The organism is Bradyrhizobium sp. BR 10289 (assembly GCF_019455385.1).
Taxonomy (GTDB): Bacteria; Pseudomonadota; Alphaproteobacteria; order Rhizobiales; family Xanthobacteraceae; genus Bradyrhizobium.
In genome coordinates this window covers 37934-63738 of sequence record NZ_JACOFR010000025.1, presented here as the reverse complement: position 1 = coordinate 63738, position 25805 = coordinate 37934, and the positions used below count along the sequence as shown (strand labels likewise).

At 65.4% G+C, this 25805-nt stretch carries 21 protein-coding genes and 1 pseudogene; 14 read left to right on the top strand and 8 right to left on the bottom strand.

Annotated features, from left to right (window positions below):
• Nucleotides 1-116: 116 nt before the first annotated feature.
• Nucleotides 117-1664 (bottom strand): acetolactate synthase large subunit, encoded by a 1548-nt coding sequence (locus tag HYH08_RS30530; RefSeq protein ID WP_220013534.1) that lies wholly within the window; start codon nt 1662-1664, stop codon nt 117-119.
• A 265-nt stretch (nt 1665-1929) separates the two neighbouring features.
• Between HYH08_RS30530 and HYH08_RS30525 the strand changes: the two genes are divergently transcribed.
• Both HYH08_RS30525 and HYH08_RS30520 read left to right on the top strand, forming a co-directional pair.
• Complete coding sequence (locus HYH08_RS30525) at nt 1930-2505, top strand: L,D-transpeptidase (protein WP_220013533.1); 576 nt, start codon at nt 1930-1932, stop codon at nt 2503-2505.
• Between the two features lie 205 nt (nt 2506-2710).
• Complete coding sequence (locus HYH08_RS30520; RefSeq protein ID WP_220013571.1) at nt 2711-3526, top strand: DUF2927 domain-containing protein; 816 nt, start codon at nt 2711-2713, stop codon at nt 3524-3526.
• Between the two features lie 157 nt (nt 3527-3683).
• On the opposite strand, the gene HYH08_RS30515 is transcribed toward HYH08_RS30520, so the two are convergent.
• On the bottom strand, nt 3684-4811 hold the full coding sequence (locus HYH08_RS30515; RefSeq protein WP_220013532.1) for a threonine synthase: 1128 nt from the start codon (nt 4809-4811) through the stop codon (nt 3684-3686).
• Between the two features lie 356 nt (nt 4812-5167).
• Here HYH08_RS30515 and HYH08_RS30510 point away from each other — a divergent pair, with 356 nt between their 5' ends.
• The 3 genes from HYH08_RS30510 (at nt 5168) to upp (ending at nt 8373) form a co-directional block, all read left to right on the top strand.
• Complete coding sequence (locus HYH08_RS30510; RefSeq protein ID WP_220013531.1) at nt 5168-6424, top strand: GTP cyclohydrolase II; 1257 nt, start codon at nt 5168-5170, stop codon at nt 6422-6424.
• Nucleotides 6425-6429: 5 nt separating this feature from the next.
• Nucleotides 6430-7668 (top strand): URC4/urg3 family protein, encoded by a 1239-nt coding sequence (locus tag HYH08_RS30505; protein ID WP_220013530.1) that lies wholly within the window; start codon nt 6430-6432, stop codon nt 7666-7668.
• Between the two features lie 75 nt (nt 7669-7743).
• Complete coding sequence (upp, locus tag HYH08_RS30500) at nt 7744-8373, top strand: uracil phosphoribosyltransferase (protein ID WP_220013529.1); 630 nt, start codon at nt 7744-7746, stop codon at nt 8371-8373.
• Between the two features lie 9 nt (nt 8374-8382).
• On the opposite strand, the gene HYH08_RS30495 is transcribed toward upp, so the two are convergent.
• Both HYH08_RS30495 and HYH08_RS30490 read right to left on the bottom strand, forming a co-directional pair.
• Nucleotides 8383-9492, bottom strand: a complete 1110-nt coding sequence (locus HYH08_RS30495; protein ID WP_220013528.1) for a M48 family metallopeptidase — start codon at nt 9490-9492, stop codon at nt 8383-8385.
• 3 nt (nt 9493-9495) lie between these two features.
• A complete protein-coding gene (locus HYH08_RS30490; protein WP_349631474.1) occupies nt 9496-10638 on the bottom strand; it encodes a YjgN family protein in 1143 nt (380 codons plus the stop codon).
• A gap of 305 nt (nt 10639-10943) precedes the next feature.
• Here HYH08_RS30490 and HYH08_RS30485 point away from each other — a divergent pair, with 305 nt between their 5' ends.
• On the top strand, nt 10944-12209 hold the full coding sequence (locus tag HYH08_RS30485; protein WP_220013527.1) for a cytochrome P450: 1266 nt from the start codon (nt 10944-10946) through the stop codon (nt 12207-12209).
• Between the two features lie 153 nt (nt 12210-12362).
• On the top strand, nt 12363-13637 hold the full coding sequence (locus tag HYH08_RS30480; RefSeq protein ID WP_220013526.1) for a cytochrome P450: 1275 nt from the start codon (nt 12363-12365) through the stop codon (nt 13635-13637).
• 514 nt (nt 13638-14151) lie between these two features.
• Here the strand turns inward: HYH08_RS30480 and HYH08_RS30475 are convergent.
• Entirely contained in the window at nt 14152-15072 is a 921-nt protein-coding gene (locus HYH08_RS30475; RefSeq protein ID WP_220013525.1) for a LysR substrate-binding domain-containing protein, read from the bottom strand.
• Between the two features lie 124 nt (nt 15073-15196).
• Between HYH08_RS30475 and HYH08_RS30470 the strand changes: the two genes are divergently transcribed.
• The 4 genes from HYH08_RS30470 to mdlC are packed head-to-tail and all read left to right on the top strand — an operon-like array spanning nt 15197 to nt 20008.
• A complete protein-coding gene (locus HYH08_RS30470) occupies nt 15197-16366 on the top strand; it encodes an acyl-CoA dehydrogenase family protein (protein WP_220013524.1) in 1170 nt (389 codons plus the stop codon).
• Nucleotides 16367-16375: 9 nt separating this feature from the next.
• Nucleotides 16376-17476: a CaiB/BaiF CoA transferase family protein gene (locus tag HYH08_RS30465; protein WP_220013523.1), complete on the top strand. Its 1101-nt coding sequence runs from the start codon at nt 16376-16378 to the stop codon at nt 17474-17476.
• A gap of 14 nt (nt 17477-17490) precedes the next feature.
• Nucleotides 17491-18342, top strand: a complete 852-nt coding sequence (locus HYH08_RS30460) for an HTD2 family dehydratase (protein WP_220013522.1) — start codon at nt 17491-17493, stop codon at nt 18340-18342.
• A 43-nt stretch (nt 18343-18385) separates the two neighbouring features.
• Nucleotides 18386-20008, top strand: a complete 1623-nt coding sequence (mdlC, locus tag HYH08_RS30455; RefSeq protein WP_220013521.1) for a benzoylformate decarboxylase — start codon at nt 18386-18388, stop codon at nt 20006-20008.
• Nucleotides 20009-20012: 4 nt separating this feature from the next.
• Here the strand turns inward: mdlC and HYH08_RS30450 are convergent, their stop codons facing one another.
• Nucleotides 20013-20789 (bottom strand): SDR family NAD(P)-dependent oxidoreductase, encoded by a 777-nt coding sequence (locus HYH08_RS30450; protein ID WP_220013519.1) that lies wholly within the window; start codon nt 20787-20789, stop codon nt 20013-20015.
• Nucleotides 20790-20864: 75 nt separating this feature from the next.
• Between HYH08_RS30450 and HYH08_RS30445 the strand changes: the two genes are divergently transcribed.
• The gene (locus HYH08_RS30445; protein ID WP_220013518.1) at nt 20865-21326 is read left to right on the top strand and encodes a MarR family winged helix-turn-helix transcriptional regulator; all 462 of its coding nucleotides are present in this window, start codon (nt 20865-20867) and stop codon (nt 21324-21326) included.
• Nucleotides 21327-21489: 163 nt separating this feature from the next.
• Here HYH08_RS30445 and HYH08_RS30440 read toward each other — a convergent pair whose 3' ends face one another.
• Both HYH08_RS30440 and trhA read right to left on the bottom strand, forming a co-directional pair.
• A complete protein-coding gene (locus HYH08_RS30440) occupies nt 21490-22284 on the bottom strand; it encodes an SDR family oxidoreductase (RefSeq protein WP_220013516.1) in 795 nt (264 codons plus the stop codon).
• A gap of 61 nt (nt 22285-22345) precedes the next feature.
• A complete protein-coding gene (gene trhA / locus HYH08_RS30435) occupies nt 22346-23041 on the bottom strand; it encodes a PAQR family membrane homeostasis protein TrhA (RefSeq protein WP_220013515.1) in 696 nt (231 codons plus the stop codon).
• Between the two features lie 194 nt (nt 23042-23235).
• Between trhA and HYH08_RS30430 the strand changes: the two are divergent.
• Together HYH08_RS30430 and HYH08_RS30425 are read left to right on the top strand one after the other, a co-directional pair.
• A pseudogene (locus tag HYH08_RS30430) lies at nt 23236-24707 on the top strand (YcjX family GTP-binding protein).
• Nucleotides 24704-25732, top strand: a complete 1029-nt coding sequence (locus tag HYH08_RS30425) for a YcjF family protein (RefSeq protein WP_220013514.1) — start codon at nt 24704-24706, stop codon at nt 25730-25732. The pseudogene HYH08_RS30430 and the gene HYH08_RS30425 overlap by 4 nt, the downstream one beginning before the upstream one ends.
• Nucleotides 25733-25805 lie beyond the last annotated feature (73 nt).

Sequence of the window (25805 nt, the reverse complement as noted above, 5' to 3'; positions counted from 1 at the left end):
TTTGCCCGGACCGGCAGCGTGCCTTGCCCCTCACCCGGATTGCTCCGGACGATGCTGCGCATCGCCGGGGGCAATCCGACCTCTCCCCGCAGAAGGGCGGAGAGAGGTGAAGAGCCTTACATCTGAACTTCGATCAGCCGTGGGCCGGGCTCGGCGACGGCTTCGGCGAGCGCCTTGTTGAACTCGTCGGCATTGGTGACGGCGCGGCCCGGCACGCCCATGCCCTTGGCGAGCGCGACGAAATCGAGCGTCGGACGATCGAGGCGGAGCATGTCGTTGGCGCGCTGGCCGGGTTCGCCGGCACCGACATTGTCGAACTCGCCGCGCAGGATCTGGTAGATGCGGTTGGCGAACACGATGGTGACGATGTTGAGATTCTCGCGCGCCTGCGTCCACAGCGACTGGATCGTGTACATCGCGCTGCCGTCGCCGACCATGGTGATCACCTTGCGGTCCGGACAGGCAACCGCCGCGCCGATCGACAGCGGCGTGGAGAAGCCGATCGAGCCGCCCATGTTCTGCAGCCAGTCGTGCGGCGCGGCGGCGGCCGTCGGCGGGAAGAAGGCGCGGCCGGTGGTGAGGGACTCGTCCACCATGATCGCGTTTTCGGGGATTGCATAGGCGATCGCCTGAGCGATCGAGGCATGGGTCAGCGCCCCGGTCGGCTTGACCAGCTCAGCCAAGGCCTGCGGCTTGACGTCCTTGGCGCTGGCCTTGACGGCACCTGCGAGTGCTTCCAGCGCCGCCACCGAATTCTCGCCCCAGGAGGTCATGCGATGGACCTCGCAGCCTTCGGGCTTGAGCATGCTCGGCTTGTTCGGATAGGCGAAGAACGCGACGGGATCGTCGGACTCGACCAGCACGATGTGACGGAACTTTGCCAGCATCGGCAGCGCGTTCTCGATGACGTAATGGATGCGGTCGATCGAATAGCGACCGCGGCCGCGCGCCATTTTCGGACGGAAGGTCGGGCCCATCACGGTGCAGCCGGTCTTGGCGGCGATGCGCTCGGCCAGCGCCAGGCCCTGCTCGCTCAGGGCGCTGCCGGTCATCAGCAGCAGCGTGCCCTCGCCGTCGCCGTGCAGGATTTTTGCGGCCTGCTCGACCGCCTGCGGCGAGTAGCTGGCGCGCTGCTGCTCCGCCGGGACCTCGGCGATGCCGTCGGCCTCGTTCCAGGCGGTGTCGGCGGGCAGGATCAGGGTCGCGATCTGCCCCGGTGCGCTCCTGGCCGCGGCGATCGCCGCGGCGCCGTCAGCGGCAACCGACTTGGAATTCGGCGAGGTACGGACCCAGGACGACATCGGCCGGGCCAGGCCCTCGATGTCGGAGGTCAGCGGCGCGTTGTAGTCAATGTGGTAGACGGCGTGCTGGCCGACGATATTGACGATGCCGGAATTGGCCTTCTTGGCGTTGTGCAGATTGGCAAGGCCATTGGCGAGGCCGGGGCCGAGATGCAGCAGGGTCGAGGCCGGCGTGCCCTTCATGCGGTAATAGCCGTCGGCGGCGCCCGTCACCACGCCCTCGAACAGGCCGAGCACGCAGCGCATACCCGGCACCCGGTCGAGCGCTGCGACAAAATGCATCTCGGAGGTGCCTGGGTTGGTGAAGCAGACATCCACCCCACCCTTGACCATCGTCCGCACCAGGCTTTCCGCACCGTTCATTCTTTTTGCTCCGCAACCGGTTATGTCCAGCGATCCGTTCGATCAATCATTGTTCGCCGATTTCGTCAAAGCAATAGCCGGCATTGCGGCCCTGCCCCGCATCACGACCCGCCGGTTTGGCTAACGCTTTCGGACAAATTGGCGCGGTTGCCGATTTGGTAACGCCATCCGTTAAGGATGAGCTGCCTCACGCGGCCGTGGCTTGCGGAAAGCCCGCAAATATGGCCTCTGGCATCGGTTGAATCGAATATTTGTGGGGGAAACAATGATCCGGTTTTTTGCCGCACCGCTTGCCGCCATTGCATTGCTGTCGGCCACCGCCGGCGCATTCGCCGAAGAATACGACTCGCGCGACATCATGGGCGGCGGCCCGAACTTCTTCCGTGGTGGCTCGAGCCCGATCCCCCGCACCACCGTCATGTATAACGGCAACTACGCCCCGGGCACGATCGTGGTGAACACCTCGGAGCGCCGCCTGTATCTGGTGCTCCAGAATGGCCAGGCGCTGCGCTACGGCATCGGCGTCGGCCGCGACGGCTTCCGCTGGGGCGGGGTGCACAAGATCACCGCCAAGAAGGAATGGCCGGACTGGACGCCGCCCTCGCAGATGCTGGCGCGCCGGCCCGATCTGCCGCGCCACATGAAGGGCGGCATCGAGAACCCGCTCGGCGCACGCGCGATGTATCTGGGCTCGACGCTCTACCGCATCCACGGCTCCAACGAGCCGGAGACGATCGGCCAGGCGGTGTCCTCGGGCTGCTTCCGCATGACCAACGACGACGTCACCGACCTCTACGGCCGCGTCGGCGTCGGCACCACCGTGGTGGTGCTGAACAACTAAAGCGCACTCTCCCGCTTGCGGGAGAGGGTTGGGGAGAGCGTGTCTCCGCAATGGGACAATCCCCGGAGGAAAAAACCCTCACCCGCCGCTACGCGGCGACCTCTCCCGCATGCGGGAGAGGTAAAGGACGGGCAGCCGAAACCCGCTGGCCGCGTGAATTTGCGGACTTGTGCGCGGGGCGCGAATACGGCAGCGTCGCGTGACGATGAGTGCATTCAACCCGGCCTCGCCCGCCTTCCGCACCGCCTTGCTGGCGTTGGCCGCGTTCACATTTGTCTCTGACACCGCTACCATGGCCGTCGCGGGCGAGCTGCCCGCGATCGCCTCGCGCCAGCGCGCCGAGAAGAAGAGCTTTACCGACGGCGAGATCGTCGAGGGTTTTCTCAAGACCGCCTTTGGCGCCGAATACCACCTCGCTGGCCGCGTCGACCGCATCCGCAAGTTCGACGGGCCGGTGCGCGTGTTCGCCGAGAGCGACCGCGCCGACCGCAAGACGCAACTGGCAAAAGTCGTCGCCGACATCGGCGCGCGCGTGCAGCATCTCGACATCGCGATGACCGCGACCAGCGAGGCGGCGAATGTGCGGGTGAAACTGGTGCGCGACCGCGACCTCTTCCGCACCATCTCGAGCTTCTACGGCGTCGACAAGGCGCGCGAGATCCGCACCTCGCTCGATCCGCAATGCCTGTCCGGCTTCCGCAAGAACGACAATTTCGAGATCGAGCATTCCGACGTCATCCTCACCGTCGACAATGGCGACTTCACTTTCCTCGACTGCGCCTATGAGGAGCTCTTGCAATCGCTCGGGCCGATCAACGACACCACCAGCGTGCCGTGGACGATGTTCAACGACAACGTCTCGATGGGCTATTTCGACGTCTACGACCAGTACATCCTCAATCTGCTGTACGATCCCCGCGTCAAGGCGGGCATGACGGTCGCCGAGGTCAAGGCGGTGCTGCCCGCGGTGCTCGCCGATGTGCGGGCATGGGTGAAGCGGGTGAATGATCTAAGAGATTAGGCGATCCGTCATCCTGAGGTGCGAGTGGCGCGATGCGATCGCATCGCGCCGGGAGCCTCGAAGGATGCACGGCCCGCTGCAGCAGTCGGGCCGTCGCCCTTCGAGGGCCGCTGAAGGAGCGGCCACCTCAGGGGGACGGGGAGGAATTGTCGCTCGCCTACCCCACCAGATCGGCCACCGTGCTCGCGGCTTTCAGCCCGGTGCCGGTGAGCACCGCCACCGTCGTTTCGTTCGCCTTGATCGCACCCGTCGCGGCGAGCTTCTCCAGCGCCGCGGCGGCACCGGCGCTCGTCGGTTCGGCGAACAGGCCCTGGCGCGCGAGGCGGCGAAGCGCGGCGACGATCTCGTCCTCGGTGAGCGCGACGGTGCCGCCGCCGCTCTCGCGCAAGGCGGCGATGATCTCGCGCAAGCGCAGCGGGTTCTTGATAGCGGTGCCTTCGGCGATGGTCTTGCTGACTTGACGGGCAACGGGCGTATCGACACCAGCCTTGAAGCTTGCATCGATCGGCGAACAGTTGAGCGGCTGCGCCGCGAATAGACGCGGCAGCTTTGCGATCTGGCCGGCTTTCAACAGCTCACGAAAGCCGAAGGCGCAACCCAAGAGACTGCTTCCGGCGCCGACGGGAACGATGACGCTGTCGGGCGCGCGAAAACCGAGATCTTCCCAGATCTCATAGGCGAGCGACTTGGTGCCTTCGAGGAAGAACGGTTGCCAATTGTGGCTGGCGTAAAAGGTCTGGCTCGACTGGCGGATAGCTTCGGCCTCAGACTCTTCGCGCGGACCTTCGACGAGCTGCACCTCAGCCCCGTAAGCGCGCACCTGCGCGATCTTGGCCGGCGACGTCGAGGCCGGCGCGAGAATCTTCACGCGCATGCCGCCGGCCGCACCCAGGCCCGCCATGGACGAGCCACCATTGCCGGAGGAGTCCTCGAGAATGGCATCGACGCCGATCTGGCGCAGGAAGGACAGCATCACGGAGGAGCCGCGGTCCTTGAAGCTACCGGTGGGATTGAACCATTCGAGCTTGACGAACGGCCGCAAATCGCCCCACCCCTGCTGCACCAGCGGCGTGCAGCCGACGCCGAGCGAAATCGGATCCTTGATTTCGACCGGCAGCGCCGCCCGGTAGCGCCACAGCGAGCGCGTCCCCTTGTCGATGTCCTCGCGCGAGATGCCCGCCCCCGGCGTCACCAGCAGCGGCGTGCGCTCATCCGAGCACCAGCGCGGCTGGTCCAAGGGATAGAGCTTTCCGTTGCGGGGATCGATGTAGCTGGCGGCGGGCATGGGAGTCTCCAACACGAAGGCGTCTGTACGACGGGCTTGATTACACGGTTTATGCCGAACCCGACAGCCGCCGCGCCAACCATTTCGCGCCCTTGAAAATTGGAAAACTATAACTACTTCAGTATCTTAAAAAGATCGCCGGGATCGGGCGACAAGGCCTGCCCGCGCTGGAGCGCGGTGCCCGGGCACACGATTTTGGCAACGAACGGCCCGGCGCCGCGCAGCACGATTAACTTGTCTGTCGCCGATCGCCGCTACAATATGTTGGATTGAGCTTGCGTCGCCGGTGCTCCGGCAGCGTCAAGCGAGCCAGGCCCGTCCGAGCGGCGGGCCGTTGGCTTTTTGGGAGCCTGGACATGAGCCGCGCGAACCGTACCGACCACATCCGCCTGACCTCCCATCCGGAGCCGGGCCGGAAGGCCGCCTTTCCGATCCATTGGGGCGCTGCGGATGCGCGCGCCCGTGGACCGATCATCGGCACCGTTTCACGCGCCGGGGACCGCAACGTGATCGGCAGCCATGGCGGCTCCTATGCGATGTACCGCGCGCTTGCGGTCTCCGCCGGCGCGCTCGATCCGATCCGCCGGCCCGATCTCACCAACACGTTTCCAGCCGCGACCATTGGCCCGTTCGAGCAATGGCGCGATCCCGCAAAGATCGTCGCGCTCGACCCCTGGGGGCATCTCGTCGCGGAGAATTTTGGCAAGGATATCGCCGAGGGCGTCGACATCCGCCCGAGCATCGCAGTGACGCGGGCGCGGCTCGACCTGCCGGAGATCCGCGAAGCGCTCGCGGCAAAACGGCTGCGTGCGGACGGCGAGGTCGTGCATGCCAATGGCAGCGTCTCGGTGGTGAAGATCGCGATCGATCCGGTCTGGTACCTGCCCGGCCTTGCCGAGCGCTTCAAGACCAACGAGACCGAGCTGCGCCGCACGCTGTTCGAGCAGACCGCCGGCATGTTCCCCGAGCTCGTGACGCGCCCGGACATGAAGGTGTTCTTGCCGCCGATCGGCGGCACCACGGTCTACCTGTTCGGCGATGTGACGAAGCTGCCGGACCATCGCACGAAAATCACCTGCCGCGTGCATGACGAGTGCAACGGCTCGGACGTGTTCGGCTCCGACATCTGCACTTGCCGGCCCTATCTGATCCACGGCATCGAGGAATCCGCGCGCGGTGCGCAGGAGGGCGGGCTCGGGCTCGTCGTCTACAACCGGAAAGAGGGGCGCGCGCTCGGCGAAGTCACAAAATTCCTGGTCTACAATGCCCGCAAGCGCCAGGAGGACGGCGATGCCGCCGCCGCCTATTTCGAGCGCACCGAATGCGTGGCCGGCGTCCAGGACGCGCGCTTCCAGCAATTGATGCCGGATACGATCCACTGGCTCGGCCTGAAGCGCATCGACCGCTTCCTGTCGATGAGCGACATGAAATATGACGCGCTGACCTCGCAGGGCATCGACATCGTCGAACGCGTGCCGATCCCGCTGGAGCTGATCCCCGCCGACGCCCATGTCGAGATCGCCGCGAAGAAGGCGGCCGGCTATTACACCACCGACATCGCGCCCGAGAAGGACGTGAACGGCGTGGTCGGGCGTTCGCTGGAAAAATACTGATCGCGATGGCGGACGCTTTGGAACGAGAGGCCCGCTCGCTGCTCAGCGCAGCAGCGGTCCGCGCGCGTGCCGGCAAAATGCTGGAGCTCGGCCTTGCCGGCGGGCTCGACCATTTCACTGTCGACCTCGACCGCATGGACGGCGTCGCCGATGCCGTGCTCGCGGTCACGCGAAAAGCCTATCCGACGCTGGAGGTGCCCTTCCACGCGCGGTGGCGGCATTTTGTGCTCGGCGGTGTCGACCGCTGGGCAGCTCTGGCGGATGCGGCCTCATGGTCCGATCGCGCCGCGCGGGCGCGGGCGGAGTTTGACCTCGCCATCGTCAGCGTGCTGCTCGATGCCGGCGCGGGCGCGACGTGGCGCTATCGCGACGCGGTGACGGGGAACGCCATCGGTCGATCGGAGGGGCTTGCGATCGCAAGCCTCGACATGTTTGCAAGCGGGCTGTTCTCCAGCGATGCGCGTGCGCCCTACCGGGCCGATGCGGACGTGCTCTCACAACTGCCGCTCGCCGCGCTGACGTCGGCGTTTCAGGTGAGCGATGCCAATCCGCTGCTCGGGCTCGAGGGGCGCACCGACCTGCTGCGACGCCTCGGCAAGCTGGTCGCCAAACGGGGGGACATTTTCGGCCTGAACGACACACCGCGCCCGGGCGGCCTGTTCGATCACATCGCCGCACAGGCCGTGAGCGATGCGCTTCCCGCGCCTGCGATCCTGTCCGCCGTGTTGAACCAGCTCGGGCCGATCTGGCCCTCGCGGCTGGAGCTATCAGGCATTCCGCTCGGCGATTGCTGGCGTCATCCCGCGATCAAGGCGGACGATGGCACCGCCGGCCTCGTGCCGTTGCACAAGCTGTCGCAATGGCTGAGCTACTCTCTGATCGAGCCGCTGCAGCGCGCGGGCTTCACGGTGACTGACATCGATGGCCTGACCGGGCTCGCCGAATACCGCAATGGCGGACTGTTCGTCGACCACGAAGTGCTGCGCTTGCGCGATGCCGCCGATGCCGAGCGTGCCCATGCGGTGGACTCGCTGCTCGTCGTGGAGTGGCGTGCGCTGACCGTGGCGCTGCTGGATCGCGTCGCCGAGCTCGTGCGCGTCAAGCTCGGCCGCACGCCTGACACATTGCCGCTCGCCAGCATTCTGGAAGGCGGCACCTGGGCCGCGGGCCGTGCTATTGCGTTTGCGCGCCGTCCGGATGGCTCGCCGCCGCTCAGGGTCATCAGCGACGGCACTGTGTTTTAAAGCATGAAAAAGATTTGCGACCACGCGCGTCATTGCTCGCAATGACGGCTCGATAGATTTCAGGAGCATCCGATCATGGAAGGCGTCACGATCGTCGATCATCCGCTGGTGCAGCACAAGCTGACGCTGGTCCGAGACAAGTCGATCTCGACAAAGTCGTTCCGCGAGCTGATCAAGGAGATCGGCATGCTGCTGTGCTACGAGGTGACGCGTGACCTGCCGCTCACCGACACCGTGATCGAGACGCCGCTGGCGACGATGCACTCGGCCAAGATCGCCGGCAAGAAGCTGGTGTTCGTGCCGATGCTGCGCGCCGGCACCACTTTCGTCGACGGCATGATGGACCTGGTGCCGACCGCGCGTGTCGCCCATATCGGGCTCTACCGCGAGCCCGAGAGTTTTGCCGCGGTCGAATATTTCTTCAAATCGCCCTCCGACCTCAGCGAGCGCCTCGCGATCGTGGTGACGCCCGTGGTTGCCACCGCCAACACCGCCGTCGCCGCAGTCGATCGGCTGAAGGAGCGCGGCGCCAAGGACATCCGCCTCGCCTGCCTGATCGCCGCCCCGGAAGGACTGGAGCGGCTGCGCGGCTTGCATCCGGACGTGCCGATCTGGACCGCCGCGGTGGACGAAGGCCTCGATGAGAACGGCTTTATCCTCCCCGGCCTCGGCGATGCCGGCGACCGTGCGTACGGGACGCGATAGGCGGGAAACCTAAATCTTCCCACTGCCGCAAATCCCCTTCAGCGCCTGCCACTCTGTGTCGGTCAACAGCGGCGGGCCGCTGGCGGGGCGGTCTTCCTTGGTCATGCGCGCGAGGCGATCCTCGGTCAGCGGGTGGCTGGCGAGGATGGTGAAGCCGGAGCCGCCTTCCTTGCCGGTGATGCGGAACATCAATTCGGCCGCGGGCTTCGGCGAGCGGCCGAGCGCGTGCATGATGTCGATCGCAAAGGTGTCGGCGGCGGTTTCGGCCTCGCGCGAATAGGAGGCTTCGACCACGCTGCGCGAGGCGAAGATCACGGCGGAGGAGCCGGTGACGTCACCGAACAACAGGCCGATCAGGAACGAAGTGCCGCCGTTGTAGATCAAGCCGCGCATGTTGTCGTGATGCTTGAGATGGCCGAGCTCGTGGGCGAGGACGCCGGCGAGCTCGTCGGGGTTTTCGGCCTTGTCGATCAGGGCGTTCAGCACGTAGACCTTGCCGCCCGGCAGCGCGAAGGCATTCGGTATCGCGCTCGGCAGCACGCCCGCCGTCATGCTGTCGTCATCGAGACCTGCGGCATCGCGCAGCCGGTTGACGAGCTTCGTGAACGCAGCCCTGCCCGCAGGGTCGTCGCATACGCGGCGGCCGAAGATGGTCTTGACCTGGACCTCCGAGGCATCGCCGATGCGGCGCTCGATCGGTTTCGGCACCAGCGGCGCGAGACGGTCGGCGGCAAGCGGAACGCCGAACAGCACGACGCAGACGATCGAGACGGCGGCGGCCACCGACCAGCCGACGATTTTCGCGACACCGCGCCCCGTCGTCAGGTGCTCGTCGAGACGGGCGCACCGCGCGATCACTTCCGCGCCGAGCGCGGTATCGCGGATCTCGAGCCGCGCCAGCGGCGGCGCGGAGATTGAGGCGAGACGCAGGATGCCGAGCGGGCTGTCGCTGCGGCGAATATCGTCATAGGCCCAGCGCACGGGCGCGGCGCCCTCCTCCACGATCTCGAGCGCATCGGCGAGCACGAGCGACACCTGCCGCTTGCGGCTCGATACGCCGTCGAAAAAGACAGTAATCTTTGCGGATGGCACCGCCGCCTCGGCAGATATGTCAGTCACGACCTAGAATCCTGCGACATCGAGTCCATCGGCAAAGCCTTCGCCGAGTGCGTTGGCGAGTTCGCCGCGCCCCTGCACGTCCGCCGCCGCGCCGATGTCGTGCACTTCGAGCGTTTCGAGCGCCTTCACCCAGATATCGTGCTGGAGATACATCCGCATGACGACGTTGAGTGCAAGCACCGTGGCAAGATAACCGATCACCATCGCCACCAGAAACGGGATGCTCCGCGCGAACGCGTCGGGTCCGGTCGGCGCCACGCCGGCCGCAGCGATAAGCCCGGTGACACCGGCGATATAGAGCCCGAACAGGACGCTCAGCAACATCCACCAGCCGATCACTTTCCAGTAGACGCCGTAGAACGCGTTGTGTGGTAGCTGCGAGGAGACATTCACGCCGCCGATGCGGAGGCCATCGAGCCACCAGCGCCATTCACGCGCCTTGAACTCGGCATAGACAAACGGGGCGAGCGGAAAAATCACCACCGCGACCGGGCTGAGCAGCCACAGCCACCAGCCGCGCTTGAAGAACTCCCAGCCGTCGCCCACGAAGTCACCGCGCAGATCGCCGTAATGGGTATGCTGCATCTTGTAGCGTTCGAGCGAGGCCTCGCGCCACGGCAGCGCGATGCCGAGCGTGAGGAACACCAGCAGGCCCCACGCCATGGCGCGGACCGAATAGGCCCAGCCCGAGCCGTCCATCCAGAACCGCACGCCGCGCCACACCGTGCGCGTCAGGCGATACCGCCGCGCGCGAAAGATCGCGAACTGGCCGAAAGCGTAGAAGCTGATGAAGAGCGGCGTCGAGGCGAAGCCCTGCCAGCGTTCGAACTCGATGCCGACGAGGAAATAGGCGAGATAGATCGGCACCAGGATCGCGAGCGCGACCAGAAAGCCGATTAGAAGCTCCTTGGCCCGTCCGGTGTATTCGGCGGCGTCGCCGTCGATCGCGGTGTTCGACCACAGATGACGGCGGATGTCGGTGACCATCCAGAAACGGTAGAAGCCGAAGGTGACCAGTTCCAGCATGGCCCCCTTGGTGACCATTTTGCGGAACACGGAGCGGTCGCCGGTGAAATCGACTCGCGTCGGCGGCAGCGGCGGGGGTAAGGGTTCGGAGCCGATGGGGGCCCATTGCATGTCGTTCACGGCGGCAACCTCGGGATGCTGACCTGATCCGATCAAACTATAGATCAGAGGTTAGTCGATCCCCAAGATTGACGGGTTCGATTTACCTCGATTTCGAGCGATTTCTGGCATGATTCCAGAGCGAGCGGCGTGCGGAGGGTCACGTTGACGGATCCGCGTGAGGATTCGTCGACCCTCGCGCAAAGGTTGGATGTGGCAAAACTCGCCCTTGCTCCGGCGCAGACAACGGGTTGTAATTGCAAATCAAATACCGCAGCGCAGAATTCATAAAAACGCGCGCGGGGGAAACGCCAGGGAGAACGGTCATGCACGGGACCATCGAGAGCGCGGCCAAGCTCGACGCATTGCGCAAGCGCGCATCATCACTTCCGCTGGAGCAGTTCGATCCCGGCGATCCCGAATTGTTCAGGACCGATACGTTCTGGCCCTATTTTGATCGCCTGCGCCGCGAAGATCCCGTGCATTATTGCAAGGACTCGATGTTCGGGCCGTATTGGTCGGTGACGCGCTACAACGACATCATGGAGATCGAGACCAACCACGCGGTGTTCTCCTCGGCCTCCGCGCTCGGCGGCATCACCATCCGCGACATCGATCCGGATCTGCGCCGCGAGAGCTTCATCTCGATGGACCCGCCACGGCATGCCGCCCAGCGCAAGACCGTGGCGCCGATGTTCACGCCGACGCATCTGGACAATCTCGCTATCAACATCCGCAAGCGCTCGGCCGAGTGCCTGGACAACCTGCCCCGCGGCGAGGTGTTCGACTGGGTCGACCAGGTTTCGATCGAGCTGACCACGCAGATGCTCGCCGTGCTGTTCGACTTTCCGTGGGAGGATCGCCGCAAGCTGACGCGCTGGTCCGACATCGCCACCACCATTCCCGGCCCCGACGGCCTCGTCGCCACCGACGAGGAACGGATGGCCGAACTCGGGGAATGCGCGGCATACTTCGCGCGCCTCTGGAAGGAACGTGCCGAGCAGCCGCCGAAGAGCGACCTGCTTTCGATGATGGCGCACGGCGCCGCCACGCGCGACATGGATGCGAAGAACTTCCTCGGCAATCTCATCCTTTTGATCGTCGGCGGTAACGACACCACCCGCAACACGATGTCGGGATCAATCTACGCACTGAGCCAGCATCCCGAGCAATACCGCAAGCTGCGCGAGAACCCCGCGCTGCTCGACAGCTTCGTGCCGGAAGTGATCCGCTGGCAGACGCCGCTGGCGCATATGCGCCGCACCGCACTGGCCGATTTCGAGTTTCGGGGAAAGCAGATCAAGAAAGGTGACAAGGTCGTGATGTGGTACGTCTCGGGCAACCGCGACGAGGAGGCGATCGAGAATCCTTACGATTTCGTCATCGACCGCGCCCGCCCGCGCACGCACCTGTCATTCGGCTTCGGCATCCACCGCTGCGTCGGCTTGCGGCTTGCTGAACTCCAGCTCAAGATTATTTGGGAGGAGATCCTCAAGCGGTTCGACCATATTGACGTGGTCGGCGAACCCAAACGGGTCTATTCGAGTTTCGTGAAGGGTCTTGAGACGTTGCCGGTGAAGATTGCGGCGTGATCTGAGGAGACTCCCTCTCCCGCTTGCGGGAGAGGGCCGGGGAGAGGGTCTCTCCGCGACGGGACAATCCCCAAGAGGAAAGAACCCTCACCCGCGCTACGCGCGAACTCTCCCGCAAGCGGGAGAGGTTAGTAACCAACTGGAGCCACCACCATGAACATCCAAGCGCCGGTGAAAGTGGACAAGGCCGAACGCATGCGCAGGGCCCGCGAGGAGGCCTATGCGACGCCGCTTTCACAATTCCATCCCGGCGCGCCCAGGCTGTTCCAGGATGACACGCTGTGGCCGTGGTTCGAGCGGCTGCGCAAGGAAGAGCCGGTGCATTACTGCACCAACGCCCCGATCGCGCCGTACTGGTCGGTGGTGAAATACAACGACATCATGCATGTCGACACCAACCACGGCATCTTCTCCTCGGACTCGACGCTCGGCGGCATCGCGATCCGCGACGTGCCGGAGGGCTATGACTGGCCGAGCTTCATCGCGATGGACCAGCCCAGGCATTCGGCGCAACGCAAGACGGTATCGCCGATGTTCACCCCTCAGCATCTGGACGAGCTCGCAAAGCTGATCCGGCAGCGCTCGCAGACCGTGCTCGACAATCTGCCGCGCAACGAGACCTTCAACTTCGTCGAGCGCGTTTCGATCGAGCTGACGACGCAGATGCTGGCGACCCTGTTCGACTTCCCCTGGGAGGAGCGGCGGAAGCTGACGCGCTGGTCCGACGTCTCGACCGCGCTGCCCAAGAGCGGCATCGTCGCTTCGGCCGAAGAGCGCCGCCGCGAGATGGACGAGTGCTACGCTTACATGTCCAAGCTGTGGAATGAGCGCGTCAATTCCGAGCCGCGTAACGATTTGCTGTCGCTGATGGCGCACAACCCGGCGACGCGCTACATGGATCCCGACAACCTCATGGGCAACATCATCCTGCTCATCGTCGGCGGCAACGACACTACGCGCAACACCATGAGCGGCTCGGTGCTGGCGCTGAGCGAGAACCCGGACCAGTTCGACAAGCTCCGCGCCAATCCGGAGCTGATCGATTCCATGGTGCCGGAGGTGATCCGCTGGCAGACCCCTTTGGCGCATATGCGCCGCACCGCGCTGGAGAATACCGAGATCGGCGGCAAGCAGATCAAGAAAGGTGACCGCGTTGTGATGTGGTACGTCTCCGGCAACCGCGACGAGGAGATGTTCGAGAGGCCGAACGACTTCATCATCGACCGCCCGCGGCCGCGCACCCACCTCTCCTTCGGCTTCGGCATCCACCGCTGCGTCGGCATGCGCCTCGCCGAGCTGCAACTGCGGATCGTCTGGGAAGAGATGCTGAAGCGCTTCGACCGCATCGAGGTGGTCGGCGAGCCGAAGCGAATCTATTCGAGCTTCATCAAGGGCTATGAGTCGCTGCCGGTGAGGATTCCGGCCTGAGCTCTCTCCGCCGTCATTGCGAGCTACGCTCGCAATGACGAGGGTGGAGCAGCGCGCTCGAATCTCCGACCGTCATCCTGAGGTGCGAGCCATGGGACGCAACGCGGCCCATGGGGAGCCTCGAAGGATGTATGGCCCCGATGCAGCCGGGCCGTCGTCCTTCGAGGCCCGCTCCGCGGCGCGATGCGCCGCAGAGCGCGCACCTCAGGATGACGGGGAGAGATAAGCGCCCGCCGCCTCCACACCGTCATCGCGAGTGCAGCGCCCCTGCCCAGCTATAAAATTCCGGCATGACAGTTCGCTCAATATGCGAAGGGCCGGTTGCAAGCTTGTGTCCTAAACCATCTCCAAGACGTCGCTGCGCTCCCTCGCCCCGCTTGCGGGGAGAGGGTTGGGGTGAGGGGGAGTCTCCCCGGGGACGGTGACAGTTGGACGCGCGGAGACTCCCCCTCACCCGGAATTTGCTGCGCAAATTCCGGCCTCTCCCCGCAAGCGGGGAGAGGCGAAGAAGGGGTCAACTCAACTTGATGTCCCACACGCCTTCCCTGCGGCAGGCGGCGACTTCGTCGCGCAACAGGGCGGTGATGGCCAGCGAGGCCGTGGAGGCCGGTCGATCGATTGGAGAGGCGAAAATGAGCTCGCGGGTCATCGGCTTGGAGACAGCCGTTGTTTCCAGCCGCCCGTCCGCCACCTCGCCGTGGACCGACGACGGCGGCAGCAGCGCAAAGCCGAGGCCTTCCTCGACCAGGCTAGTCAGCACCCGGAACGAATCCGCTTCCAGCTGGACGTTGAGCTTGATCTTGCGTTGGGCTGCCGCGTGCTCGATCAGCGCACGGAGGCCGTGGGAATGACTGGGCAGCACCAGGCGCTGCCGCAGCAGCCAGCCGACATCGACACTCTTCTTGCGGGCAAGGCCGCAGCCGCGCGGGCCGACGGCGACGATGTTGTCGCGGCCGAGGCTCTCGACGTTGAGATGCAGATCAGCCGAGCGGCCGTACAGGATGGCGAGGTCCATCTCGCCGCGATGCAGCCATTCGACCAGATGACCGCTGTAGCTCTCGACGATGCGCAGCGAGATGCCGGGAAACTTTTCCACGCAGCGCCGGGCAAAGCGCGCCGACAGCACGCAGCTCACGGTCGGAACGAGGCCCAGCACGACCTGGCCCGCCGGCGGCCCCTTCGCCGACTGGATGTCGTCGCGGATCTGGTCGATCTGCCGCACGATGCCGGAGGTGCGCGCGAGCAGCAGCCGGCCGGCCTCGGTCAGCACCATGCCGCGGCCGTTGCGGGTGAACAGTTCGACGCGCAGTTCGTGTTCCAAGAGCTTGATCTGCCGGGACAGCGCCGGCTGCGCCACGCGCAACGTGTCGGAGGCCTTGGAGAGGCTGCCGAGCTCCGCCACGCAACTGAAGGTCCTGAGCTGCCGGAAATCCACGCTTGCCAATCCTGGAAGGCTACTTCATACGCTATAGCAAATGAGCATAGGGGGCTGGCGATGTTTTCACAACGCCAGAGGATGGCCGGCGTTATCTTGACTGCCGCACCAAACAGGAAACGCCATGAGTGAAGACCACCATCTTGAGGATCACGCCGACATCCGCGAAGCCGTCGCAAAGCTGTGCGCGCAGTTTCCCGGCGAATACTGGCGCAAGCTCGACCGCGAGATGGCCTACCCCAAGGCGTTCGTCGATGCGCTGACCGAGGCCGGCTATCTCTCGGTGCTGATCCCCGAGGAATATGGTGGCGCCGGGCTGAAGTTGTCCGCTGCCGCGGCGATCCTGGAAGAGATCCAGCGCGCCGGCTGCAACGGGGGCGGCTGCCATGCCCAGATGTACACGATGGGCACCGTGCTCAGGCACGGCAATGACGAGCAGAAGGCAAAGTACCTGCCGAAGATCGCGAGCGGCGAATTGCGGCTGCAGGCCTTCGGCGTGACCGAGCCGACCAGTGGCACCGACACCTCCTCGCTGAAGACCTTCGCACGCAAGGACGGCAACGACGGCTACATCGTCAACGGTCAGAAGATCTGGACCAGCCGCGCCGAGCATTCCGATTTGATGGTGCTGCTGGCGCGCACCACGCCGAAGGAGCAGGTCAAGAAGCGCACCGATGGCCTCTCCGTGTTCATCGTCGACATGCGCGAGGCCAGGAACAATGGCCTCGAGATCCGCCCGATCCGCACCATGATGAACCACGCCACCACGGAAGTGTTCTTTACCGACATGAAGGTGCCCGCCGAGAACCTGATCGGCGAGGAAGGCAAGGGTTTTCGCTACATCCTCTCCGGCATGAACGCCGAGCGCATCCTGATCGCGGCCGAATGCATCGGCGACGCCAAATGGTTCATTGCGAAAGCGACCAACTACGCCAAAGAGCGCAGCGTTTTCGGCCGGCCGATCGGCCAGAACCAGGGCATCCAGTTCCCGATCGCCAAGGCCTACGCCTCGATGCGCGCGGCCGAGCTGATGGTGAAGGAAGCGACGCGCAAATACGAGGCCGGGCTCGACTGCGGCGCCGAGGCCAACATGGCCAAGATGCTGGCGGCGGATGCGTCGTGGGAAGCGGCGAACGCCTGCATCCAGACCCATGGCGGTTTTGGATTTGCCGAGGAATACGACGTCGAGCGCAAATTCCGCGAGACGCGACTGTATCAGGTCGCGCCGATCTCGACCAATCTCGTGCTGTCCTTTGTCGCCGAGCATGTGCTCGGCATGCCCCGCTCGTACTGAGGTCACGCAATGGGAGCACTTGACGGGATTAGGGTGATTGCGGTCGAGCAGGCAGTGGCGGCGCCATTCTGCTCCTCGCGGCTGGCCGACGCCGGCGCGGAGGTGATCAAGATCGAGCGGCCCGAGGGCGATTTCGCCCGCGGCTATGATGCCGCGGCCAAAGGGCAGAGCAGCTATTTCGTCTGGCTCAACCGCGGCAAGCAATCGGCCGTGGTCGATCTCGCCACCAAGGAAGGCTGCGCCGAGCTCGAAAAGCTGATCGCGAGCGCCGATGTGCTGATCCAGAATCTCAAACCGGGCTCGATGGACAAGCTCGGCTTTTCGCGCGAACGGCTGCTGAAGGATTATCCGAGGCTGATCTCGTGCACGATCACCGGCTATGGCGACGAGGGCCCCTACGCGCATCGCAAGGCCTATGACCTCCTGATCCAGGCCGAGAGCGGGCTTGCCTCGATCACCGGCAATCCTGACGGCGCCTCGCGCGTCGGCATGTCGATCGTCGATGTCGCCACCGGCGCGACCGCACATGCGGCGATCCTGGAAGCACTGATCGGGCGCGGGCGCACCGGCAAGGGCTGTGACATCCGCATCTCCATGTTCGACGTGATGGCGGACTGGTGTACCGTGCCGCTGCTCAACGCCGAGGCCGGCAATCCGCCCAAGCGCATGGGCCTGCGGCATCCCTCCATCGCGCCCTACGGCGTGTTCACCTCGAAGGACGGCAAGGACATTCTGATCTCGATCCAGAGCGAGCGCGAGTGGAAGACGCTGTGCGCGAAGGTGCTTGACAAGCCCGACCTGCCTGCCGATCCTCGCGTCGCCAATATGGTCGAACGCGTGCGTAATCGCGATTTCACTGACACCACGGTGGCGAACATTTTCGGCAAGATGACGCGCGATGAGCTCTTGAAGCGGCTGTCGGACGCCGACATCGCCTTCGCCGAGGTCAACACCATGGCCGACCTCACCAACCATCCGCATCTGCGCCGCATCGAGGTCGATACGCCGAACGGGCGCGTCAGCTATCCCGCGCCGGCGCCGATCATCGTCGGCGAGCCCCGCACTTACGGCCCGGTACCGGCGATCGGCGAAAAGCCAGCGAAGAAGTAACAGAGCGAGGCATCATGACCGAGAAGCTCGACATCGATCATTTGCGGCAATGGATCGGCCGCAGCACGGAGGCCGCCGACATCGTCACCGCGCAGCTCGTGAAGGGTCTGCGCGCGACGCTGTTCCAGGAGGTCGGCGAGCCGAAGACGGGCGATGCCGCGCCGTTCACGGTGCATTGGTGCTTGGCGCAGCCGGTGTTTCCGATGTCGATGCTCGGGCCCGACGGCCACCCGACCCGCGGTGGCTTCCTGCCGCCGGTGCCGCTGCCGCGCCGGATGTGGGCCGGCGGCGACATCGAGTTCCTGCAGCCGCTTCAGGTCGGCGATGAATCGACGCGGACCTCGCGCATCGCCGACGTCCAGGTCAAGACCGGCTCGACCGGCACGCTGTGCTTCGTCTCGGTCGAACATACCGTGACATCGCCGCGCGGCATTGCCATCCGCGAGCGGCAGGACATCGTCTATCGCGACGTCACGAGCGGCGCGCCAGCGGGCGCCAAGGCCCCGCCTCCGCCCCCGCAGGCGCAGCATCGCGAGACGCACGTGTCCGATCCCGTGCTGCTGTTCCGCTACTCCGCACTGACCTTCAACGGCCACCGCATCCATTACGACCGCGACTATGTCACCAAGGTCGAGGGCTATCCGGGCCTGATCTTCCACGGCCCGCTGCAGGCCGCGCTGATCATCGAGATGGCGGCGAAGTTGCGCGGCGGCAAGGCGCCGAAGAAGTTTACCTATCGCGGCGTGCAGCCGCTGTTCGAAGGGACCGAGTTCTCGGTCAACGCCAACGAGACCGCCGATGGCATGGAGCTGTGGACCGCGAATGCGGAGGGGCAGCCGACGATGAAGGGGACGGCGGTGTGGTGATCTGTTAGACCCTCACCCCGAGGAATTGAGAGGGACGGAAACCATGGCCAAGAACGGCAAGACCGGCAGCAAGTCCGTCACCGTGAAGCAGGCGACGCTCGACCTGCTGCGTGCCTTCGGCATCAGAAAGGTGTTCGGCAATCCTGGCTCGACCGAGCTGCCGTTCCTCTCCGACTGGCCTAATGACATCGACTACGTGCTGGCGCTGCAGGAGGCGTCTGCGGTCGGCATGGCCGACGGCTACGCTCAGGCGACGCGCAATGCCGGCTTCGTCAATCTGCACTCGGCCGCCGGCGTCGGCAATGCGCTCGGCAATATCTACACCGCGCACCGCAACCAGACGCCGCTCGTCATCACCGCCGGCCAGCAGGCGCGCTCGATCCTGCCGCTACAGGCATTCCTCTACGCCGAGCGCGCCTCTGAGTTTCCGCGGCCCTATGTGAAATACAGCGTCGAGCCGGCGCGGCCCGAGGACGTGCCCGCCGCGATCGCGCGCGCCTATTACACCGCGATGCAGCCGCCGTGCGGGCCGACCTTCGTGTCGATCCCGATCGACGACTGGACGCATGCGACGGCTCCCATCGAGGCGCGCAGGGTCAGCCGCGAGATCGGGCCCGAGCCGGACGCGATGAAAGCGCTGGTCGCGGCGCTCGGTTGGGCAAAGCACCCTGCCTTCGTGGTCGGCCCCGGCATCGACCGCGCCGGCGCGGTGGACCTGATGGTGCGCGTCGCCGAGAAGGCGAAGGCGATCGTCTGGGTCAGTCCGTTCTCGGCACGCTGCTCGTTCCCGGAGCGTCACCCGCAATTCGCGGGCTTTTTGCATGCTTCACCGGCGCAGCTCTCGGACGCGCTGCGCGAGCACGACCTGGTCGTCGTGATTGGCGCACCCGTGTTCACGTTCCATGTCGAGGGTCATGCCGCGATTTTTGACGGCGGCGCGACGATCTTCCAGATCACCGATGATGCGGATGCGGCGGCGGTGACGCCGGTTGGCACCAGCATCATCGCGACGATGAAGCCGGCGCTCAGCCTGCTGCTCGATTTGCTGCCGGAGAGCAAGCGTGCCACACCAAAGGGCCGCACATTGCCGCCAGCGCCGCAAGCCGCCGATCCCCTGCCGGTGGAATTCCTGTTGCACTCACTGTCCAAGGCGATGCCGGATGACGCATCACTCGTCGAGGAAGTGCCCTCGCATCGGCCAGCAATGCAAAAGTTCCTGCCGATGCGTGGTCAGGACAGTTTTTACACGATGTCGAGCGGCGGCCTCGGCTACTCCTTGCCCGCCGCCGTCGGCATGGCCCTCGGCAAGCCGAATAGCCGCACCGTGTGCCTGATCGGCGACGGCTCGGCGATGTATTCGATCCAGGCGCTGTGGACCGCCGCGCAGCGAAAACTGCCGCTGACCATCGTCGTCATCAACAATTCCGGCTACGGCGCGATGCGCTCGTTCAGCCAGGTGATGCAGGTGCGGAACGTGCCGGGCCTTGAGCTGCCGGGCATCGATTTCGTCCGGCTCGCCGAAGGCATGGGCTGCCATGCGGTGCGGGTGAGCGAGGCCGCGGAGCTTGGCGAGGCGCTCAAGCACGGGATGACGTATGAGGGGACGAGCCTCGTGGAGGTCGTCGTGGATTCGGCGGTGCCGGTGCTGTACGGGCAGAAGCATTGACGCCTTACGACGCCAGAAATCCCCCGTCCGCCGCGAGCACATGCCCGACGACGTAGGATGACGCATCCGACGACAGCCACACCACGGCTTCCGCCACCTCCTCCGGGCTTCCCATCCGCCGCAGCGGCAGGCCGGCGCTCACCGTTGCGATATCGCCGACGCCTGAGCGCAGCATCATGTCGGTGACGACGCGGCCGGGCGCGATGGCGTTGATGCGGACGCCGCGCGGCGCGTTCTCCATCGCCGCCGAGCGGGTCAGCGAGATCGCGGCCGCCTTGGAAGCCGAATAAAGCGAAAAGCCCGGATTGGGGTTGCGCACACCGCTGACGGAGGCATTGACGACGATGGTGCCACTTCCTTTTGCCAGCATCGCCGGCAATTGGTGGCGCAGGCACAGGAATAGCGCGCGGACATTGGTGTCGAACACGGTGTCGTAGATCTCAGTGCCCTGCTCCTCCAGCGGCGCGCGGCGTTCCTGGAAGCCGGCATTGTTGAAGGCGACGTCGAGCCGGCCGCAGCGCTCGACGGACCTCGCCACGAGACGCGCGACGTCGTCCTCTTTGGTGATGTCGGCCTTGATCGCGATCGCGTCGGTGCCCAGTTCACGGCATGCGGCGGCTGTGGCCTCGATCTCGGCTTCGCGCCGGCCGGCCACGAGGATCGCCTCAGCGCCTTCGGACGCCATCCGCAGGGCCGTGGCGCGGCCGATGCCGGTGCCGCCGCCCGTGACGAGGCAGACCTTGCCCCTCATCCGCTGACCAGAAGGCAAAGTTCCGCTCATGACCCGCTCCAAAACGCTTGCGCGCGTCGCTGCGCACATATAGTTGTATGATACAACTATATGCGGAAAGTCAAGATGGCCGGGCTTGCACTGATCGATGACATCCGCGCCGCTTCGCGGTTGATGGTGCGCGAGCTCGGCTTCATGGATGCGACGGTGGCGGCGTCGGATTATCCGCCGTCGGCCGTGCACACGATCCTGGAGATCGGCATCCGCGGCCCCATGACTTCAGGCGAGCTGGCCGATTTTCTGCTTCTGGAGAAGTCCAGCGTCAGCCGCCTGGTGCGCAAGCTGATCGATTGCGGCGAGTTGCGCGAGACGCCGGACGAGGCGGATGCGCGCAGCAAGAAGCTGTCGCTGACGGCGAAGGGCCGGCGCACGCTGGAGGCGCTGCATGCGTTCGGCCGGCAGCAGGTGAGCGGCGCGCTGGCGGTGCTGACGGAAGCGGAGCAGCGCACGGTGCGCGAGGGGATGATGCTTTATGCGCGGGCGTTGCGGGAGAGTCGGGTCGTGGATAAGGAGAAAGCAGTGACGTAGCCCGCTGGGTTGTTGAAGCTGCTTCTATATTCTCGGTGTCATCGCCCGGCTTGACCGGGCGATCCAGTACTCCGAGACGGTGGTGATAGAACCGATAAGCCACGGCGTACTGGATGCCCCGCTTTCGCGGAGCATGACAGCATCAACTGTGGAAGCGTCCCCCCTACGTCCCAAACTCTTCCCGCATCTTCGCCTGGATCTTCGCCATGCCCCCGATCCAGCGATCGTAATTCTCGGTCTTCTTGCGCATGTAGCCGAGCACCTGCGGGTGCGGCAGGATCAGGAACGTTTCCTCCGCAAGGCCCGCAAGCACGTCCCTCGCGACCTGCTCCGGCGTGAGATCGCCATCGCCGGATTGCGGGCCCTTGGGGATCGAGCGCAGCATGTTGGTGTCGACGCCCTGCGGACAGAGGATCGAGACCTTGATGTTGTCGGCCTTGTGCGAGATCGCGAGGTTTTCGGCAAAGCCGACCGCGGCGTGCTTGGTCGTGGAATAAGCTGGGCTGCCGACCTGCGACAGCAGGCCCGCGGCCGAGATGGTGTTGAGGAAATAGCCGCCGCCGCGCGTCTTCATGCGGGGGATGAGATGCCGCGCCGCATAGACATGCGCCATGACGTGGATCGCCCAGCTGCGCTGCCACGGCTCGTCGGAAGCGCCGCCGGCATTGACCGACATCGGATCGAAACCGCCGCCGATGCCGGCATTGGAGCAGAACAGGGCGATCGGTCCGAACTGCCGCTCGGTCTCCTCGATGACGTGGGAGATGTCCTTTTCCTGCGCGACGTCGCACTTGAACGCGGCGCCATCGATGGTGGCAGCGACTGCTCGTGCGTTGGCGGCGTCCATGTCCGCGACCACGACCTTCGCGGCACCTGCCTTATGAAAAGCCTCGCACAGCGCCTTGCCGATGCCGTTTGCGCCGCCCGTGACGACCACGACCTTGCCGGTCACCTGCATGCGACGTCTCCTCTTATACCGCTTCTGGACCGCTGCGCTTATTCCGCGCCGCGGTTCCTGCTCAGCTCAACACGAGGTCGAGCACCGCGGTATAATGGCATGCTGCGCCGGCCAACACAAAGCCGTGCCAGATCGCATTCTGGAAGCGCAGCCGCCGCCAGGCATGAAAGATCACGCCGAAACTGTAGAGCAGACCGCCGGCGAGGATGAAACCCAGCGCGACCGCGGGGAGCGCCTTGACCACGGAATCATAGAGCATCAATCCGCTCCAGCCCATCGCGAGATAGATGCCGACCGCGACGCGGTCGAACCGACCGGGATAGCGAAGCTTCAGCACGATGCCCAGGATCGCCACGCACCAGACACAGACGAGCAGCGCCAGCGCGAACACGCTGTCCTTTATTTCCAGGATGAACGGCGTGTAGGTCGAGGCGATCAGGAGGTAGATCGCGGAATGGTCGAAGCGGCGCAGCAGCCATTTGACCGGCGAGACCGGCCAGAGATTATAGGTCGCCGACAGCACCAGCATCGAGAGCAGGCCGGCGACGTAAATGGAAACGCCGACGATATCGGTGGCGTCGGCATAGAGCACCGCGAGCACCACCAACACGGTCGCGGCGACGGTCCCGCAAAACACGCCAACTGCGTGGATGACCCCATCGGCGATCAGCTCGGCGCGGTCGTAATTCCAGCCGATCACGTCGGCTGCGGCGTGAACGGAAGTGGATGCGAGTTGTTTCAGTTGGAAGACGGTCATGGCAATCCGCAAAGGCTTGGCACAAAGGCTTGGGACAATGCCCTCTTCTATGGGTCTTCAGGGGCCGGCGCGTCGTTCAATCGGCTGATTTGCCGACAAAGGCGGTGGAAGTATGAAGCTTGATTTTCCGCATGCAATTGCCACTTTTGTGAACGGTTACACATCCCGCCCGCCCAGGATCCATTAACGTTCATATGGCATTCAGTTTCCAGGATATGGTCGAAGAGGCGCGCGTGTCGGCCCGCGCGCTGATCGACTATGGCGAGCATTTCTTCAACCCGACAGTACGGCTTGGCGTCACCGGCCTGTCGCGCGCCGGTAAGACCGTATTCATCACCGCACTAATTCACGGCCTCACCCGCGGCGGCCGGTTTCCCGTATTCGAGGCCTATGCCTCGGGCCGGATCGCGCGGGCGCATCTGGCGCCGCAGCCCGACGATGCCGTGCCACGCTTTGCCTACGAGACCCATCTGCGCGCGCGCTGATCGAGGAGCGGCGCTGGCCGAACTCGACCGTCGACATCAGCGAGCTGCGCCTCGTCATCGACTACCAGCGCCCCAACGGCGCCGACCGCACCCTGACGCTCGACATCGTCGACTATCCCGGCGAGTGGCTGCTCGACCTGCCGCTGCTGCAAAAGAGTTATGAGCAATGGTCGGCGGAGAGCCTCGCCCTGTCGCGTGAGGCGCCGCGCGCACATCTCGCCGCCGACTGGCACGCGCATCTTGCAACGCTGAAGCCTGAGGCACGCGAGGACGAGCAGGCGACGCTCACGGCGGCAAAACTGTTCCGGGGCTATCTGCAGGCCTGCCGCGACGAGCGCTTTGCGATGAGCCTGCTGCCGCCCGGCCGCTTCCTGATGCCCGGCAATCTCGCCGACACCCCGGCGCTGACCTTTGCGCCGCTCGACGTGCCCGCGGGCGGGCAAGCGCCGGAGGGTTCGCTGTGGGCGATGATGGTGCGCCGCTTCGAGGCCTACAAAGACGTCGTGGTGCGGCCGTTCTTCAGGGATCACTTTGCGCGGCTCGATCGCCAGATCGTGCTGGCCGATGCGCTCGCCGCGTTCAACTCCGGCCCCGAGGCATTGCACGACCTCGAGGCCGCGCTCGCCGGCATTCTCGATTGCTTCAACGTCGGGCGCAGCACCATCCTCTCCAGCCTGTTCCGGCCGCGCATCGACCGCATCCTGTTCGCGGCCACCAAGGCGGATCATCTGCATCATTCCAGCCACGACCGGCTCGAAGCCGTGCTGCGCCGCGCGGTCTCCCGCGCCGTGGTGCGCGCGGAAACGACCGGCGCGGCGATCGACGTCGTGGCGCTCGCCGCCGTGCGCGCCACCCGCGAGGCCCAGGTCGCCCATGGCCGCGACAAATTGCCCTCGATCCTGGGAACACCGGCGGCGGGCGAAAGCGCCGGCGGCGAGTTTTTCGATGGCAACACGGAGGTGGCGACCTTTCCGGGCGACCTGCCGCTGGATCCCGAGCCATTGTTCAAGGGCTCCGATGCGTTCCGCGGGCTCTCGACGCAAGCCGCCGAGAAGAGCGATTTCCGCTTTCTGCGCTTCCGTCCGCCCAAGCTCGAGCGCGAGGGCACGGACGAGCCGACGCTGCCACACATCCGCCTCGACCGTGCCTTGCAGTTCCTGATCGGAGACAAGCTGTCATGAACGACCGATCCCAGCCGCGGCGGCCGGCGACATTCCGGCTCGACGATCCCGGCGTCGTCGTCACCGAGGCCGACGAGACGGCGCGGCTTGGCCGCACCATGATCCAGATCACGCCGGAGCACGATCCCCAGGCGCTGCCGGTGCCGATCGAGGCAGCGCTGCCCACACGGCGCGGCTTTCCCTGGGGCGCGCTGTTCTGGTCCGGCCTTGCCGGGCTGACGCTGCTCGGAACTGGTCTCGGCGTCGTGCATCTGATCGAGGATCTGTTCGCGCGCAGCGAAACGCTCGGCATCGTTGGCACTGCCTTCGCCTTCGTCACTGCGCTTGCGCTCGCGGTGGTGGTCGGCCGCGAGGCCTTTGGCCTGGCGCGCCTTGCGACGATCGAGAAGCTGCATGCGCGCGCGGCCACAGTCCTTGCCAGCGACGACCGCAAGGAGAGCCGCGTCATCGTGCAGGACCTCCTCAAGATCGCGCATCAGAACCCGCAGCTCGCGCGCGCCCGTGCCACGCTGGAGAGCCACACCGGCGAGATCATCGACGGCGCCGACATGATCCGCCTTGCCGAGCGCGAATTGATGTCGCCGCTGGATGCCGAGGCGCGGCGGCTGGTGTCCTCAGCCGCGCAAAAAGTCTCGATCGTGACGGCGGTCTCGCCCCGCGCCGCGATCGACGTGCTGTTCGTATTCGTCGCCGCGCTGCGCCTGATCCGCCAGCTCGCTTATCTCTACGGCGGCCGCCCCGGCGCGCTCGGCATGATCCGCCTGCTCCGTCACGTCATCGCCCACCTCGCCATCACCGGCGGCATGGCCGCGAGCGACAGCCTGGTGCAGCAGATGCTCGGCCATGGCATCGCGGCAAAGCTGTCGCAGCGGCTGGGCGAAGGTATGCTGAACGGGCTGCTGACGGCTCGGCTGGGCCTCGCCGCGATCGACGTGACGCGGCCGCTGCCGTTCGCGGCACTGCCGCCGCCAAAACTGTCGGACCTCGCGACGGATCTGTTGCGGAAGAAGGACGAGGAGGAGTAGTCCTTCGCCTCACGGTCGGTGCACCCTCTCCCCTTGTGGGAGAGGGTGGCTCGCCGCAGAGCGGCGAGACGGG